Annotated in this window: 12 protein-coding genes; 8 read left to right on the plus strand and 4 right to left on the minus strand. The window is 57.7% G+C overall.

Annotation, left to right across the window (positions count from 1 at the left end):
* Positions 1-61: 61 nt before the first annotated feature.
* Together B2590_RS07090 and B2590_RS07095 are read right to left on the minus strand one after the other, a co-directional pair.
* The gene (locus B2590_RS07090) at positions 62-2,911 is read right to left on the minus strand and encodes an MECDP-synthase (RefSeq protein ID WP_286811697.1); all 2,850 of its coding nucleotides are present in this window, start codon (positions 2,909-2,911) and stop codon (positions 62-64) included.
* Positions 2,912-3,206: 295 nt separating this feature from the next.
* Positions 3,207-3,980: an enoyl-CoA hydratase gene (locus B2590_RS07095; RefSeq protein ID WP_286811696.1), complete on the minus strand. Its 774-nt coding sequence runs from the start codon at positions 3,978-3,980 to the stop codon at positions 3,207-3,209.
* Positions 3,981-4,175: 195 nt separating this feature from the next.
* Between B2590_RS07095 and B2590_RS07100 the strand changes: the two genes are divergently transcribed.
* Positions 4,176-5,690, plus strand: coding sequence for a fumarate hydratase (locus B2590_RS07100; RefSeq protein WP_286811695.1), 1,515 nt, complete (start codon positions 4,176-4,178; stop codon positions 5,688-5,690).
* 13 nt (positions 5,691-5,703) lie between these two features.
* Here B2590_RS07100 and B2590_RS07105 read toward each other — a convergent pair whose 3' ends face one another.
* A complete protein-coding gene (locus tag B2590_RS07105) occupies positions 5,704-7,158 on the minus strand; it encodes a protein adenylyltransferase SelO (protein ID WP_286811694.1) in 1,455 nt (484 codons plus the stop codon).
* A 115-nt stretch (positions 7,159-7,273) separates the two neighbouring features.
* Here B2590_RS07105 and B2590_RS07110 point away from each other — a divergent pair, with 115 nt between their 5' ends.
* From B2590_RS07110 to B2590_RS07135, 6 genes are read left to right on the plus strand one after another with little or no spacing between them, the layout of a single operon-like run.
* Complete coding sequence (locus tag B2590_RS07110; protein ID WP_286811692.1) at positions 7,274-8,221, plus strand: hypothetical protein; 948 nt, start codon at positions 7,274-7,276, stop codon at positions 8,219-8,221.
* A gap of 11 nt (positions 8,222-8,232) precedes the next feature.
* Positions 8,233-9,036 (plus strand): HAD-IIB family hydrolase, encoded by an 804-nt coding sequence (locus B2590_RS07115; protein ID WP_091644491.1) that lies wholly within the window; start codon positions 8,233-8,235, stop codon positions 9,034-9,036.
* A 29-nt stretch (positions 9,037-9,065) separates the two neighbouring features.
* On the plus strand, positions 9,066-10,286 hold the full coding sequence (locus B2590_RS07120) for a glycosyl transferase (protein WP_036206058.1): 1,221 nt from the start codon (positions 9,066-9,068) through the stop codon (positions 10,284-10,286).
* Between the two features lies 1 nt (position 10,287).
* Positions 10,288-12,018 (plus strand): sugar phosphorylase, encoded by a 1,731-nt coding sequence (locus B2590_RS07125; protein ID WP_286811691.1) that lies wholly within the window; start codon positions 10,288-10,290, stop codon positions 12,016-12,018.
* 15 nt (positions 12,019-12,033) lie between these two features.
* Entirely contained in the window at positions 12,034-13,146 is a 1,113-nt protein-coding gene (locus B2590_RS07130) for a tRNA-queuosine alpha-mannosyltransferase domain-containing protein (protein ID WP_286811690.1), read from the plus strand.
* A 32-nt stretch (positions 13,147-13,178) separates the two neighbouring features.
* A complete protein-coding gene (locus B2590_RS07135; RefSeq protein WP_036206891.1) occupies positions 13,179-14,144 on the plus strand; it encodes an NAD(P)H-quinone oxidoreductase in 966 nt (321 codons plus the stop codon).
* 26 nt (positions 14,145-14,170) lie between these two features.
* On the opposite strand, the gene B2590_RS07140 is transcribed toward B2590_RS07135, so the two are convergent.
* Positions 14,171-15,196, minus strand: a complete 1,026-nt coding sequence (locus B2590_RS07140) for an NADP-dependent oxidoreductase (RefSeq protein WP_036206065.1) — start codon at positions 15,194-15,196, stop codon at positions 14,171-14,173.
* A 181-nt stretch (positions 15,197-15,377) separates the two neighbouring features.
* Here B2590_RS07140 and B2590_RS07145 point away from each other — a divergent pair.
* Positions 15,378-15,853: contractile injection system protein, VgrG/Pvc8 family (locus B2590_RS07145; RefSeq protein ID WP_286811608.1), on the plus strand; the 476-nt coding region annotated here is incomplete at its 3' end.

The raw sequence follows: 15,853 nt of genomic DNA on the forward strand, positions 1-15,853 counted from the left end.
CCGGGGTTCGTCAGCAATCTGAAGCCCCGGAAGGTCCGGGGCTTTCAGGTTTCAGATCAAGTTACTGGTCTTGATCCAATGCACTCTCAAGGGTAGTGCTGCTTCCCAGTGAGGCGCCAATGGCGGGAACAGACGAGCCTGGAACTGGCTGCGCGCTGACTGCTTGGGCTGTCTGGGTGACCATGGCACTGAATGCTACGCTGGTGTCTGCAGCTCCATTCGGGCAGCCCTGCTGAGGTGCGATTGGAGCCACAAAGGTGCCGTGGTTTGCATCAGAGCAGGGGTTCGTGCCGTCAAAGAAGCTTGCAACTGGCATTGCGCCGCCTGTCGGGGTGTCGGTGTCAATAATGCCAAGACCCTCAGTTCCATCAGACAGCAGAGTTCCACCGGCACCGAGATCGATCAGCGCCATCAGGGGCTCTGTGCCCGCTAGCGGAGACGAAAGAGCGTTGCCGAGCGGATTGACGTTGGCTTCGTTCGGCACGGTGGTGTCTCCAACTACTTCGGAGACCAGCAGGTTGCTTGTTGACGCACCCAGGCCTTTTGCGAAGTTGACAGGATCGCCCGCATCGGAGACTGACTGGAACACGTAGAAGAAGCTTTCAAAGTCAGCCGACCCTTGTGTAACACCCGCAGCGGCCAGCCCTGGCAGAATGCGACCGGAGATGCTCGGAGAGTTCTCGATCAGGCGGGTGACCTGTCCACCAGTGTTGTGCAACACCACGGAATTCAAAGTCGGGAAGCTGAAGTTGCTAAGCGGAGGCCCTGCTTGAGCATAAGTACCGTTCAGCGTGGCGTTCAGTGTTGGATCGTTTGCAAGTGACGCAAACACGGTTCCGGAGATGCCGCCAAGCGAGTGACCGATGAAGTTCACCGGTACGCCGGCCAGGTCTCCCTGAGTACTGTAATCCCCGTCAATGTCGAAGGTCTGGATGGAGGCCGCTACGTTAAGCAGATCCACCACACCCTGGCGCAGGTTATCTCCGCTATTCATCATGTTCAGCGGATTGATGAACAGGCTGCCGGAGGAAATGTTAGCCAGTTCGGCTTCCACTGGCTGAAGTTGCGCATTGGCCGTATAACCAAAGTGCCTTTCACCGAGGTAGTCCGCTGAAATCAGAGCGTTCAATTGCGCGATCAGCGGAGCCAATGCTGGATTGTTCTGAGCTTCAAGGGCCTGGATTGTTGCCTGTACGGTCCCGGTGAGCGTCTGAGGGTCCAGTTCGCTCAGTCCAGGAACGGTTCCGGCCGTAGCGCCCGCGAGACCGTGCAACGGCTGGTCGATAGCAACCACTGTCTGACAGGCGCCTTGCGCCAACAGGATGGCCGGTAGCATCGCAACGCTGCGATCCACGGTAATGCCATGCTGGAAGATGGTCACGCCGTTGGGCTTGGCCGGGTCAGCACATGCTGCCGGACGAGAGTCGGTTGACGGGTTGAAGATAACCACCGGCACTGTTGTGTCGGCGTTCTTTTGGGGAAATGGGAAGTATCCGTTGACGTTCAGGGTACCATCAATATCCCTCAGGAAACTGAAAATTGTGTCGCCTGGCGTGAGGCTCTCGTTCAGGTCGGCCTCCAGGCTGGTGCTGCCTGTCCAACTACCTGTAACGATGCCCGCCCCGGTTTCACCCGGCAGGCTCTGGAAGTAAGGCAGAGTAATAGCACCCTGATGAACCTGAACCTGAGCGGCAGCCTGGGCTATCTGGTTGCTGGCGTCTAAACCCTGAATAGTGGCAAGGTCAGCGGCCTCTGTTTTCTGATAAAAGAAAGAGGGGCGGGGAACCGGCAAATGCAAGGTGTCGCCGATTTCACCAGCAATCGCATTGCCGATGTCGGTTGGCGTTGTTTCCTGCTGAGCGTTGCCAAGGGCAGTAATGGCGGCTAACTCCTGAGCGGTAAGATCACTCGGATCAACCGTTCCGTCCTGCAAACCAGCGGCCAGTTCCTGAAGCTCAAGAAGCTTGGAGGTCAACTGGGAAAAGTTCAGGGTCGGATAGTTGTCACGGACGGCCTTCAGCAGAGCTGTAAACCCGACTTTTTGCCCCAGCGCCGTCCCGAACGCCGCAGGCGCCATCATGGCCCGCAATACATCGGTATCCGAATTTGTGGTGAACGAGTATGACAGCGCGGACTCGGATCCTGTGCTCATTGCTGTCAGGAAACCGTTGCCAAGGGCATCAAGGCTTTGGAGCAGTGATTTCACGTTGCCCAGTGCCGGGTTGCCTAGCGTGCCGTCGGCCAACGCAACGTCCTGTACTGCCCGAGCGATAGGTTTGCCGTTAGCACCCCTGACATCATCGCTGACAATTACCAGATATTTCTGGCCTTCCGCCAGTGGCTCAAGGGGAACGATGCGGATTGCGTTGTTGGTGCCGCCGTCCAGGCTTACAACATCGGCCCTGAAGCTGGCCTGTAGTTCTGGGTCGGATTCAAACGGATCCGCAGGGTTAATGCCGCTTGGGTTTGTGTTCGGCAATGCTTCCGGAGCAGACGCAACCGCTGGCGGAACTTTAAGAGGTACCAGGAAAACGGTCGCGTTCGCCATGACCGATGCGGGGTTCAGCTCACCATCAAACTTGAGGCTGAAAGCACCGGAAGTGGAGAAGCCGGAAAGCCGGTTTACGGCATCATCAGCGGGCGTGTCGCCGGTTGAAAGTCCAGTGAAGTCATAGTTTGCGCTTTGAGTAGCGCCAAGCAGCAGGATCAGGTCCGAGTTAATCGGGAACTGTGGGTCTGCCGATAGTGGGTTTGGGTCGTAAATAGGACGAACCAGACTTCTGTCGATGGTGGTGTCTTCGATCTTATAATCGGGATTCGCGTTACTGGACCCGGAACCAGCGCTGTCAAAGCAGCCTGTCAGTCCAACGGAAGAAGCCACGGCAAGACTTATTAGAGTTTTCTTGAACATGGGTGGAACCTTTTCCTGTTGTTGTGTCGTTATGTTCGGCAGCTGACGGGGCCGGTCTGGCCCGGTAAACCCGTTGTCAGTGGCCTGGTTTGCTTAGCTGTTGTCTGAAATTCTGGCCAGCGCTCTGTGCCTGATTTCTGTAACTCTGACTATAGCGGCAGTAAAGCAACAGTTGATCGCTCTAAAGTGTGATTCTGATCATTGGGAGCCTACCCGCACGGTCGGAGTTCGGCTTCATTGAAAAATAGTTGGCCCCGAGACTTTTGTCGAGTCTTTCGGGGTAGGGGTAGCCAGCCTAGCTGAAGCTTGAGAAATCCGGTTTCCGCTTTTCAGTGAAGGCCTTGATGGCTTCGGCATTTTCCGGTGACTTCAGGCGTTCTGCGAAGAGTTTGCCTTCGGCCAGCATGGCGGTTTTCAGCGTATCGCCGCTGGCCCGGTTCAGCAATTCACGGGTGGCACGGACGGCCGCCGGGGGCTGGGCTGCAAGCCGTGCGCAGGCTTCCAGAGCCGTGGTTTCAGTTTGTGACGGTTCGCACACCTGGTTGATCAGCCCCAGGCGCTGAGCATCTTCGGCTGTAAATGCGCCGCCCAGCATCAACAACTCCGCAGCGCGTACCCGGCCGAGCCAGGATGGCAGCAATAGGCTGGAGCCGCCTTCCGGGCACAGGCCTAGGTTGGCAAAAGGCATCTGGAAGCGGGTGTTGTTGCCGGCAAACACCAAATCGCAATGCAGCAGCATGGTGGTGCCGATGCCCACGGCGGGGCCATTCACTGAGGCTACGATCGGTTTGTTGGTGGTGGCCATCAGGAACAGGAACCGGCCTACAGGGGTGTCTTCAAACTCGCCGGGCAGGCCCGCGGCAAAATCGCTCAAGTCGTTCCCGGCTGTGAAGCACTCATCGCTCCCGGTGTACAGAATACAGCGAATGTCGCTGTCGTCGCGGGCCTGTTCAATCTCATCACCGAGGGCGGTGTACATATCATGGGTGAGGGCGTTTTTGCGATCCAGGCGGTTAATCCTGACGGTTAGGATATGGTTCTTTTTTTCAGTTAGGACGAGGTCGGTCACGATGTCTCCTGCTGTTTTTATATCGAAGATACCAGCAATGTTACATTTTTTCGTGGCCGTTTAGGCAAGTTTGTCGTTAAAAACCTTCGCGCCGGGTTTGGTCCCTCGGTATTGGATTTTCTGGTAAACTTCGCGCTTCCTTTATTAGACACGTTTAAAACCCCTACTAGACAAACCAGACCTGATGAGACGCCTATGACCACCGTAATCCGCCAGGACGACCTGATCGAGAGCGTAGCGGACGCGCTGCAGTTCATCTCCTATTACCATCCGAAAGACTTTATTCAGGCTGTACACGAGGCCTATAAGAAGGAAGAGTCCCAGGCGGCCAAGGATGCCATGGCACAGATTCTGATTAACTCCCGCATGTGCGCTCAGGGCAAGCGGCCACTGTGCCAGGACACTGGCATCGTTACGGTGTTTGTGACGGTCGGTATGGATGTGCAATGGGATGCCGACATGGCGCTGGACGATATTATCAATGAGGGCGTTCGCCGGGCTTACATGCACCCGGACAACGTGCTGCGTGCCTCTATCCTGGCCGATCCGGACGGCAAGCGCACCAATACCAAGGACAACACACCTGCCATCATCCACTACAAGATTGTGCCGGGTAATACCGTGGATGTGCATGTGGCTGCGAAAGGCGGCGGTTCCGAGGCCAAGTCAAAATTCGCCATGCTGAACCCATCGGATTCCGTGGTGGACTGGGTGCTGAAAATGGTGCCGCAGATGGGCGCTGGCTGGTGTCCGCCGGGCATGTTGGGTATTGGCGTAGGCGGCACTGCTGAAAAAGCAATGGAGCTGGCCAAGGAGTCGCTGCTGGACCCGATTGATATCCATGACCTGCAGGCCCGTGGCGCCTCCAACCGTTCCGAGGAGCTGCGTCTGGAACTGTTTGACAAGGTGAATGAGCTGGGTATTGGTGCCCAGGGGCTCGGCGGCCTGACCACGGTTCTGGATGTGAAGGTCAAAGACTACCCGACCCATGCTGCCAACAAGCCGGTGGCGATCATTCCCAACTGCGCGGCCACCCGCCATGCACATTTTGTACTGGACGGCTCTGGCCCTTCACTGCAAACCCCGCCGAGCCTGGACGACTGGCCGGAAATTACCTGGGAAGTGGGCGACAGCGTTCGCCGCGTGAACCTGGATACGGTCACACCGGAAGACGTGAAAGACTGGAAAACGGGCGAAACCGTGCTGCTCTCCGGCAAGATGCTGACTGGCCGCGATGCTGCCCACAAGAAGATGGTGGACATGATCGAGCGCGGTGAAGAGCTGCCGGTGGATCTGAAGGGCCGCTTCATCTATTACGTCGGCCCGGTCGACCCGGTGCGCGAGGAAGTGGTTGGTCCTGCGGGCCCCACTACCGCCACCCGCATGGACAAGTTCACCCGTACCATGCTGGAGAAAACCGGCCTTACCGGCATGATCGGCAAGGCCGAGCGCGGCCAGGTGGCCATTGATGCCATCCGCGAGTTCGGTGCTGTCTACCTGATGGCGGTTGGTGGTTCTGCGTACCTGGTATCCAAGGCCATCAAACACGCGGAAGTGGTTGCCTTCGAAGAGCTGGGCATGGAAGCCATCTACGAGTTTGAGGTGGAAGACATGCCCGTTACGGTCGCGGTGGATTCCAAGGGCTCCTCTGTTCACCAGACAGGCCCTGCCGAATGGCATGAGAAGATCATCACCGCCAAGGCGGTGTGATCCTTACGAGAACTCAGGAAGAACAACTGATACTCAGATGCTTCCCCCAGTCCGGGGGAGGCGCTGAGTATTGTTCGAATTCCGGCTGTTCATCGAACGGCTTCTTCAATACCTTCAGCAACTCCTTCATAGGCTCGTAGTCGCCGTTCTGGGCTTCCAGGATCACCTGTTGCGCAAGATAGTTCCTTAGAATGTACTTAGGGTTCACCTTCCGCATCTGGTATTCCCGCTCGTCATGGGCGCGGATTTCGGATTGCAGGCGTTGTTCATACCGCTCGAGCCATTCATCCGCCACACTGCGGTCCACAAACAGGTCGCGGATCGGCGAAGAGCCTTTCGATGTGAGGTTGGATAGCCCCCGGAAAAACAGCGTGTAGTCCACATGGTGCTCGTGCAGCATGCTGAAGGTGTCCATTATCAGGCTGAGGTCGGATTCGTCTTCCTGGGCCAGCCCCAGCTTATCCCGCATGTTTTGCAGGAAGCGTTCGTTGTAGGCAAGCTCGTAACGCCGCAGCCCCCGTCTTACGTCGTCCTCGTTCATGATCGGAAGCAGCGCGTTCGCAAGATACTGGCAGTTCACAAACCCGACATTGGGTTGGCGATTGTACGCGTAGCGTCCGCCCTGGTCGGTATGATTGCAGATGTAACCGGCGTCGAAATCGTCCAGGAAGGCATAGGGGCCGTAGTCAAAGGTGTCCCCGATAATCGACATATTGTCGCTGTTCATCACCCCATGGCAGAACCCCACGGCCTGCCAGTCGGCAATCATCCGCGCCGTGCGCTCGACCACCTCGACATACCAGCGTTGATAGCGTTCGTCCTCCGGGAGGTCGATCAGGTGAGGGAAGTGCAGCGCAATCACATGCTCAATCAGCGTTTTCAGGGCCTGTTTGCCCTCATGATGCGCTGCGAACTCAAAATGCCCGAATCGGATGTGCGTCTGGGCCACTCGCACCAACGCCGCCGCCGTCTCAATCGACTCACGCCGCACCGGGTCTTTCGCGCTCACCATGAACAATGCCCGAGTGGTGGGAATTCCCAGCGCTGCCATCGCCTCGCTGCACAGGTACTCGCGGATCGTGGAGCGCAGAACGGCCTTGCCGTCCCCGAACCGGGAATAGGGCGTTGTCCCAGCCCCCTTCAGGTGCCAGTCCCAGCGTCGCCCATCAGGGCCCACCGTCTCCCATAACAGTAGCCCACGGCCGTCGCCCAGGTCCGGGTTATACATTCCGAACTGGTGCCCGGTGTATTTCATCGCCACCGGGTCCATTCCTTCCAGCAATTCCGTCCCGGCACCAATGCCGGTCCAGTCCTCGGGGTTCTGCGTGTGAAAACCCATCTCCCCGGCCAGGTCGTGGTTAAAACACACCATCCGGGCATCCTTCAACGGCGTGGGCGGCACCCGGGTGTAAAAACTGTCCGGAAGCTCAAGATAACGATGTTCGACTTTAAACGGGTTGCTGCTCATAGCGTCAGTGTCCCAGATAACTCCAATCTCCCACAAACCAAATAACCACCGCCTATACTCCAATTGGTACAAAACCTGCAAAACTCAAAACAAACCAACAGGGAAGCCGTCAACCGTGTCCTCACCCGAATTGACCAATACCATCCGTACATTGATCAAGCAGGAATCCCTTCCCGATTCCTACGCCGACACCGTCAAAAAGACCATCCTACCCCTGGCCCAGCACCTGCACAGCCTCAAACAGGCCCGAAACGAGCCCATCGTCATTGGCATCCACGGCGCCCAGGGTACTGGAAAATCCACGCTGACCCTGTTTCTCCGGGAACTGCTGACCAATCATTATCGAATCCCCACGGCCAGTTTTTCCCTCGACGACCTCTATCTCACCCGTGCAGAGCGGGAGCAGCGAGCAAACGAAATCCACCCGCTGTTCATTACCCGGGGCGTTCCCGGCACCCACGACCTGGCATTGGGACAGCACGTTGTTGACCAACTGAAAGCCGCCCACCGGGACACGGAAACCGCCATTCCAGCGTTTGATAAGTCCCGGGATGACCGTTACCCGAAAGCACAGTGGCCTGTTTTCAAGGGCAGGGCCGACATCATCCTGGTGGAGGGCTGGTGCGTGGGAGCCGTTCCAGCGGGTGGCGAAGAGGAATTGATGGAGCCAGCCAACGAACTGGAGCGGTCCGAGGACCCTGAAGGCCTGTGGCGTCGAAACGTCAATAGCTGCCTGAAAGGGGAGTATGGCCGGTTTTTCAGCCAGCTCGACAGCCTGATCATGCTGCGTGCTCCCTCCATGGAGTGCGTGCTGACATGGCGCACCCTGCAGGAGCAGAAGTTAAGGGATCGTTCTCCGGCTGCACCAAAAGAGGGCGCGCCTGATCAAAAGGCCGGGAATGAGTTACGCATCATGAGCAATGAGGAAATTGCCCGATTCATCATGCACTACGAACGGATCACCCGCGCCAGCCTGCAAGAAATGCCCACTCGCGCCGATTGCGTGATCAATGTCGGTGAAGACCACAGTTTCGGTGAACCGCTGATCCGTCAGCGCCAATAGAGGACATTGCCATGGCCAAACCCAGACTGCTCCTGTTTTCCGACCTGGACGGCACACTTCTGGACCACGACAGTTACGACTGGTCGCCCGCGAAGCCAGCGCTTGAGCGGCTGGCGGCGGCGGACATCCCGGTGGTGCTCAATTCCAGTAAAACCGCAGGAGAGATACAGGCCGTGCGGGAGCAACTGGGAAACACGGCGCCTTTCATTGTTGAAAATGGCGCTGCCGTTATTGTCCCCGCGAACTGTTTTGGACCGGGCCCTGAGCAAGTGCAGAGTTTTGGGGCATCCCGGGATGAGGTGTTAACCCTGCTGAAGGAATGTCGGGCTGAGGGTTTTCAGTTCCGCAGTTTTGCGGATATGAGCCCGGCGGAGCTGGCCGGGCACGCCAACCTCTCTGAATCCGAAGCCGAACTGGCGAAAGACCGCGCCGGCACAGAGCCACTGCTGTGGGAAGGAGACGAGGATTCGCTGGCCAGATTTCGTGAGAAATTGGATGAACACGACTGCCGCCTGGTGCAAGGCGGGCGCTTTCTCCATGCCATGGGCACTTTTGATAAAGCCGATGGGGTCCGTTTTTTGCTGGGTAAGTACAGGGAACACTTTGAGCAGGACCGGCTGATTGCCATTGCACTGGGCGACAGTCCCAACGACCAACACATGCTGGAGGAAGCCGATATCGCGGTTATCGTTCGGGGCGTCCACTCAGAGAGCGTATCCCTGCCATCCCAGAGCCGGGCAATACGGTCCATTAAGGCCGGTCCGGCGGGGTGGAACGAATGCGTGCTGAATCTTCTGATTGAGTACGGTTACTGAAACCGGGTACTAACCACAGGAGAGCCGCCATGGGCGACTTTTACCAGAACGGCATCATCACAACCCTTCATAACCTGTGCCGACGGCCGGTGGAAGAGCTGGAGCGGGAACTTATGGGGTTCCGCAAAGAGCGACCGATGTCGCTGGTGCTGCCATCCCTGTACTCAGAGCTTGAAGGCCCGGCCCTTAAGAACATTGTGAAAGAACTCGCCAAAGTGCCGTACCTCGAGCAGATCGTCATCGGCCTTGATCGCGCCAACGAGGAGGAATATCGGCACGCCCTGGCGTATTTCTCCGAACTGCCCCAGCATGTGCGTGTGCTCTGGAACGACGGCCCACGGCTGAAAGCGCTGGATTTGCAACTGCGCGAGCAGAACCTGGCACCCACAGAAATGGGTAAGGGGAGGAACGTCTGGTATTGCTTTGGTTACGTGCTTGCCTCCGGCAAGAGCAAATCGGTTGCCCTCCACGACTGCGACATCCTGACCTATTCCCGTGACCTGGTGGCAAGGCTGATCTACCCGGTGGCCAATCCCGGTTTCAATTACATGTTCTGCAAAGGCTACTACGCCCGGGTAGCGGATGGCGCAATGAACGGCCGTGTTAGTCGGTTGCTGGTCACACCCCTGATTCGTGCGCTGAAGAAAGTGTGCGGCCCTAGCGACTTCCTGGACTATCTCGACAGCTACCGGTATCCGCTGGCGGGGGAATTCTCGTTCCGGACCGACGTCATTAACGACTTGCGCATACCCAGCGACTGGGGGCTGGAAGTGGGCGTGCTCTCGGAGATGAAGCGCAACTATGCCACCAACCGCCTTTGCCAGGTGGACATCGCGGATACCTACGATCATAAGCATCAGGAATTATCGCCGGAGGACGCCAGCCGCGGCCTGTCCAAAATGAGCACCGACATCAGCAAGGCCCTGTTCCGCAAGCTGGCCACCAATGGCGAAATCTTCTCCAACGAAAAGTTCCGCACCATCAAGGCGGCCTACTTCCGCATTGCCCTGGACTTTGTTGAAACCTACCAGAGCGATGCGGTGATCAACGGATTGAGCTTTGACCGGCATAAGGAAGAGAAAGCGGTGGAGTTGTTTGCCCAGAATGTCATGCGGGCAGGGGCCTACTTTCTGGACAACCCCATGGACACACCGTTTATTCCGAGCTGGAATCGCGTCACCAGTGCCATTCCGGATATCAAGCAACAGCTTCTCGAGGCCGTAGAGCTGGACAACGAGGAGTATCGGTAGCATGAGCAATACCCTGCATCACAAGCTCGCCACGATGCTGGATGTGGTTTACCCGGAAGCGGATACGGGCGTCCTCGCGGATCAACTGCTCGAAACCATGGGGCTGGCGTGGGATACGTCGGCGCCCCCGGCCCACCAGAATAACTGGGACGAATCTGATGTCATGTTGATTACCTACGCGGACACCGTCCAGCGCAAGGGTGAGAAGCCACTTCAGACCCTGAACCGGTTTCTCGACGACTGCCTGAATGACACCATGTCCGCCGTGCATATCCTGCCGTTTTTCCCCTACAGCTCGGACGACGGTTTTTCCGTTATGGATTATCTGGCGGTCAATGAATCCCATGGCGACTGGACAGACATCGAGCGAATAGCTGACGACTACAAACTGATGGCGGACCTGGTGATCAACCACATGTCGGCCCGCAGCCGCTGGTTCGAGAATTTCCGGAAACGGGTCGATCCTGGCAAGGATTACTTCTTCGAGGCCAGGCCAACAGACGACCTGAGCGCTGTGGTCCGGCCCCGCACATCCCCGTTGCTTAACGCCGTACAGACAGAGGATGGCGAGCGTTACGTCTGGTGCACCTTCAGTGAAGACCAGGTGGACCTGAATTTTGCAAACCCCCAGGTGCTGAACGAATTTGTGGGCATCATCCGCTACTATCTCGAGCGGGGCGTGACCATTTTCCGGCTCGACGCGGTGGCTTTTCTATGGAAAGAGGTTGGTACGCCGTCCATCCACCTGCAGCAAACCCACGAACTGATCAAGATTCTGCGCCTGTTGATTGAACACCACACCCCCGAGAGCGTTGTCATTACGGAAACCAACGTTCCCAACCGCGAGAATCTGACGTACTTCGGCAACGCCAACGAAGCCCAGGTGATCTACAACTTTTCGTTGCCGCCGCTGCTGATCAACACTCTGGTCACCGGCAACTGCCGCCACCTGAAAACCTGGCTGATGAGCATGCCGCCGGCGCAGATGGGTACCACCTATCTCAACTTCATTGCCTCCCATGATGGCGTGGGCCTGCGCCCAACAGACGGCCTGTTGACGGAAGAAGAGAAGCTGCGACTGATCAACACCATGGAATCCTTCGGCGGTAAAGTCTCCTATCGGCGTACGCCAGATGGCAAGGATCAGCCCTATGAAATGAACGTGGCGTTGTTTGATGCCTTAAAGGGAACAGCGGAGAGAGGCTCTGACCATTGGCAGTTGCACCGCTTTATCTGCGCTCACACCGTTATGCTGGCCCTGGAAGGGATTCCTGCGTTCTACATCCACAGCCTGCTGGGCACTGAGAACGACCATGAGCGGGTTGAGAACACCGGTCGTCTGCGTTCCATCAACCGAGGGCAGTGGAATCTGGACACTTTGGAAGCAGAGCTGGCGGACCCGCTGAGCCATCATCACAACGTGTTCACCGAGCTCAAGCGCCTGATTGCCATTCGCCGAAAGCAGCCCGCCTTCCACCCCAACGCTACCCAGTTCACCCTCCATCTCGGTTTGCAGCTGTTCGGCTTCTGGCGCCAGAGCATGCGCCGTGACCAGTCGATCTTCTGCATTCACAACATCACCGATGAGGTCCAGCAGGTGTCCCTTGGCGACATTAACCTGATAGGAACCGACCAGTGGCAGGACCTGATCTCCGGCCTGAAGATTGACGATCTGTCTGGCAGCCTGACCCTCAAGCCCTATCAAAGTGTGTGGTTGTCGAACCGGGAATGATGGCAGAATGCGCGGATGCCATCGACAGCTCAGCCCCGCATTTTACTATTGTCCGCCTACGACGCCGGCAGCCATCAACGCTGGCGTGAACAACTGGTGGCCAGCCAGCCTGATTTCGATTGGGAGGTGCTGGCGCTCCCGCCCCGCTTTTTCCGCTGGCGGATTCGCGGCAATGCACTGACCTGGCTGCAGGAGCCGGCGCTAAAGGCCCACTATGATCTCCTGGTGGTGACCTCCATGGTGGATCTGGCGTCCCTGAAGGGGTTCCATCCTCATCTGGCGGGTACGCCCACGATTCTCTACATGCATGAGAACCAGTTCGCCTATCCGGATTCCGGCCGGCAGCATTCCAGTGCCGAGCCCAAAATCGTCAATCTCTACAGCGCCGTTGCTGCGGATAAAGTGCTATTCAACAGCGCGTGGAACCGGGACAGCTTTCTGGGTGGTGCCCGCCACTTCCTGGAAATGATGCCGGACGGGCTGCCCGATGGCCTGCTGGAGGGTATCGGCAGGAAATCCCAGGTCGTTCCCGTGCCGATCGAAGACCGCCTGTTTGTTGAAAGAGAGAAACCGATCAACGCACAGTGCCCCCACCTCCTATGGAATCACCGCTGGGAATACGACAAGGCGCCAGACCGGCTGTCTCTGTTGCTGGATTCGCTTGCCGGCGCCGGCCAGGACTTCCGGTTGAGTGTGGTAGGGGAGCAGTTTCGCAAGGAGCCCGAGGCATTCGGTGGTATACGTGAGCGACACCGGGAGCGCATAGTGAACTGGGGATACCTGCAGAGCAGGGCGGATTACGACCGGTTGCTGGGCGAAGTCGATGTGGCTATCTCCACCGCTCTTCATGATTTCCAGGGGCTGTCGGTATTGGAGGCGATGGCATCTGGCTGCCTGGCATTGGCGCCGGACCGGCTGGCCTACCCGGAATATGTACCAGCGGCGCAACGCTATGCCAGTCACGCGGATAATCCAGCGGCGGAGGCTGACGCCGCAGCCGGTCTACTAAGCCGCTTAATACATCAACCACCGGAGATTTGTAGACCCGGAGATTGGCGGCTCAGTGAACTGCAAATGAAATATTACAAAGTGATCAGTGCAACCCTGGGCCAGCAGACGGTATCCTGAGCCTGACCCAAAACACGGAGTAAGCGCAGATGATGAGAGCCATCAAAGTCAGTGGCGACACACTGAGCTGGGAAGCGTATGAAGCGCCTTCCGAGGTGCCCGAAAATCATGTGGCTATTGATATTGCGTGGACCGCCATCAACCGTGCGGATCTGATGCAGAAAGCCGGTGTGTATCCGCCACCGCCCGGGGCGTCGGACATCCTGGGCCTCGAAGTCAGCGGGACTATTTCCAGGGTGGGAGAGGGTGTTCATAACCTCAAACCCGGTGATGAAGTCTGCGCACTGCTTACGGGCGGTGGTTATGCCACCCATGTGGTGGTGCCTGCGGTTCAGGTGTTGCCCGTTCCAAAGGGTTACAGCCTGAAAGAGGCAGCGGCCATTCCTGAAGTGTTTGCGACCGCCTGGCTGAATCTCTATCACGAAGCTGCACTCAAGCCTGGTGAGAAAGTGCTGGTCCACGCAGCGGCCAGTGGCCTTGGTACGGCCGTGATTCAATTGGCAACGGCTCTCGGCAATCCGGTGTTTGCCACGGCCGGCGACAACGACAAACTCGAGATCTGCAGAAGGCTGGGCGCCAGCGGTGTCTGGAATCGCAAGGACGGTTCGTTCGTCGATGCCATCAAATCCTGGGGCGGGGTGGACATGGTGCTGGACCCCGTTGGCGGAAACTACATCGCCGAAGACCAGAAAGTATTGAATATGGATGGCCGCATCATACTCATTGGCCTGATGGGCGGTCGTATGGCGGAAGTCGATCTGGGGTTGATGTTGATGAAACGCCATCGCCTGATCGGCTCAACCCTTCGGTCCCGGCCCGTGGCGGACAAGGGTGACGTCATGAGTGCCCTGTATAAGCATGTCTGGCCACTGCTCAGTGCCCGGCAGATTGATCCGGTGATTGATAGTGCCTGGCCTATCGAGAAGGCCGGGGAAGCCATGGCCTATGTGGCGGAGAATCGAAACATCGGGAAAGTCTTGTTGCAGGTTGCCGGGTAAACCTCCTTCCCTGGAGGTTTTCCGGATCAATCGGCGATGTGTACCAACTGCTTGCCGAAGTTTTTCCCTTTCAGCATACCCTTGAAGGCTTCCGGTGCGTTTTCCAGGCCTTCCGCGATGGTCTCGCGGTATTTGAGTTCGCCAGAAGCCACACGGTCCGCCAGGATATTGGTGATTTCCTGATGTTTGTCTTGCCACTCTGTGACCAGGAAGAAACGGTGCTCCGGCACCGGGTCCAGCGCCTTGAGTACGTGGAAAGGTGTTTCCACGGACCCCATGTCCTCGGCATTGTAAGCGGACACGAAGCCGCAGATAGGTACCCGAGCGCCAGGGTTGAGTAACGGCGCCACGGCACGGGTTACGGCACCGCCCACGTTTTCGAAGTAGATGTCGATGCCGTCGGGGCAGGCGGCCTTGAGATCGGCTTCGAGGTTGCCGGCCTTATAATCCACGCAGGCATCAAAACCCAACTCTTCCACCACATACCGGCATTTCTCCGGGCCTCCGGCCACGCCGACAGTACGGCAACCTTCTTTCTTGGCGGTTTGCCCAACCACCGTGCCCACCGGGCCAGACGCGGCGGACACCACAACGGTCTCGCCGGATGTCGGCTTGCCCACGTACATCAGGCCGCAATAACCGGTGCGTCCGGGCATCCCGGCAACGCCAAGGTAGGCCTGCAGGGGCACGTTGTCCTTCGGTTCAATCTTGTAGACCATCTCCGCATTGGCAGGGAACACTACATACTCCTGCCAGCCCGAGTAACAGGTCACCAGGTCACCCACTTTGAGGTTGTCTGACCGGGACTCGACGATCCGTGCGACGCTTTCGCCAACGACGACCTCGTCAAGGCCAATAGGATCCATGTAGCCCTTGGCATCGTTCATGCGGGGGCGCATGTAAGGGTCCAGCGACAGCCATAGCACTTTGGCCAGGACCTCACCTTCTTTCAGTTCGCGGACTGGCCGCTCTTCAAGGGCCAGGTCACCCTCCTGAATTTCGCCCTGCGGGCGCTGCTTGAGAATCACCGCTCGATTGGTATGGTTGGTCACAAATCATCTCCGGTTGCATAATGAAACCAGATTAGGGTGCAGCAGATTCGTTTTGAGGTCAACATCCCGGCTTTGCGAAACCGGGGTTACATTCTCCTGCCTGATCGTTATAATCACCCAAGCTCAGGACGAGCTGTTTGTTGAACGACGCCAATTTCAGACATCTTCAGGGACCGAAGACATGCCCCAGGCAACCGGACTGCAGTTCACGGCCACCCTTGGCCAACTCCCCAAAGACCTGTTCGTGGTCGCCCGTTTCGAGCTGACCGAGTACCTTTCCAGGCTCTGCCATTGCAAGCTGGAACTGGCCAGTACCTCGCCCGACATCGCCCCCGAAGACGTGCTGGAACAGCCCGTGGAACTGGTGATGTGGCAGGACGGCGTTCCGCTGCGGCGCTTTACCGGCGTGATCAACGAATTCGTCCGGGGCGACTCCGGCCATCGCCGCACCCGTTACGACGTCATCGTCCAGCCACCCCTGTGGCGCCTCCACCTGATGCACAACAGCCGCATCTTCCAGACCCAGGCCACCGACGCCATCGTGCGCACCTTGCTGGAAGAGCGGGGCCTTATCGATACTGTGTTTGATCTCAAGCGCACCCCCGAAGAACGGGAATACTGCGTCCAGCACCGGGAAAGCGACCTGGCCTTTGTCGA

This window comes from Marinobacter sp. UBA3604 (assembly GCF_002375325.1).
Lineage (GTDB): Bacteria > Pseudomonadota > Gammaproteobacteria > Pseudomonadales > Oleiphilaceae > Marinobacter > Marinobacter salarius.

Bases quoted from the DNA above. Each gene is read 5' to 3' on its own strand.
- B2590_RS07090 (WP_286811697.1), bottom strand. From the start codon at position 2,911: ATGTTCAAGAAAACTCTAATAAGTCTTGCCGTGGCTTCTTCCGTTGGA.
- B2590_RS07100 (WP_286811695.1), top strand. From the start codon at position 4,176: ATGACCACCGTAATCCGCCAGGACGACCTGATCGAGAGCGTAGCGGAC.
- B2590_RS07105 (WP_286811694.1), bottom strand. From the start codon at position 7,158: ATGAGCAGCAACCCGTTTAAAGTCGAACATCGTTATCTTGAGCTTCCG.
- B2590_RS07115 (WP_091644491.1), top strand. From the start codon at position 8,233: ATGGCCAAACCCAGACTGCTCCTGTTTTCCGACCTGGACGGCACACTT.
- B2590_RS07120 (WP_036206058.1), top strand. From the start codon at position 9,066: ATGGGCGACTTTTACCAGAACGGCATCATCACAACCCTTCATAACCTG.
- B2590_RS07125 (WP_286811691.1), top strand. From the start codon at position 10,288: ATGAGCAATACCCTGCATCACAAGCTCGCCACGATGCTGGATGTGGTT.
- B2590_RS07130 (WP_286811690.1), top strand. From the start codon at position 12,034: ATGCCATCGACAGCTCAGCCCCGCATTTTACTATTGTCCGCCTACGAC.
- B2590_RS07135 (WP_036206891.1), top strand. From the start codon at position 13,179: ATGAGAGCCATCAAAGTCAGTGGCGACACACTGAGCTGGGAAGCGTAT.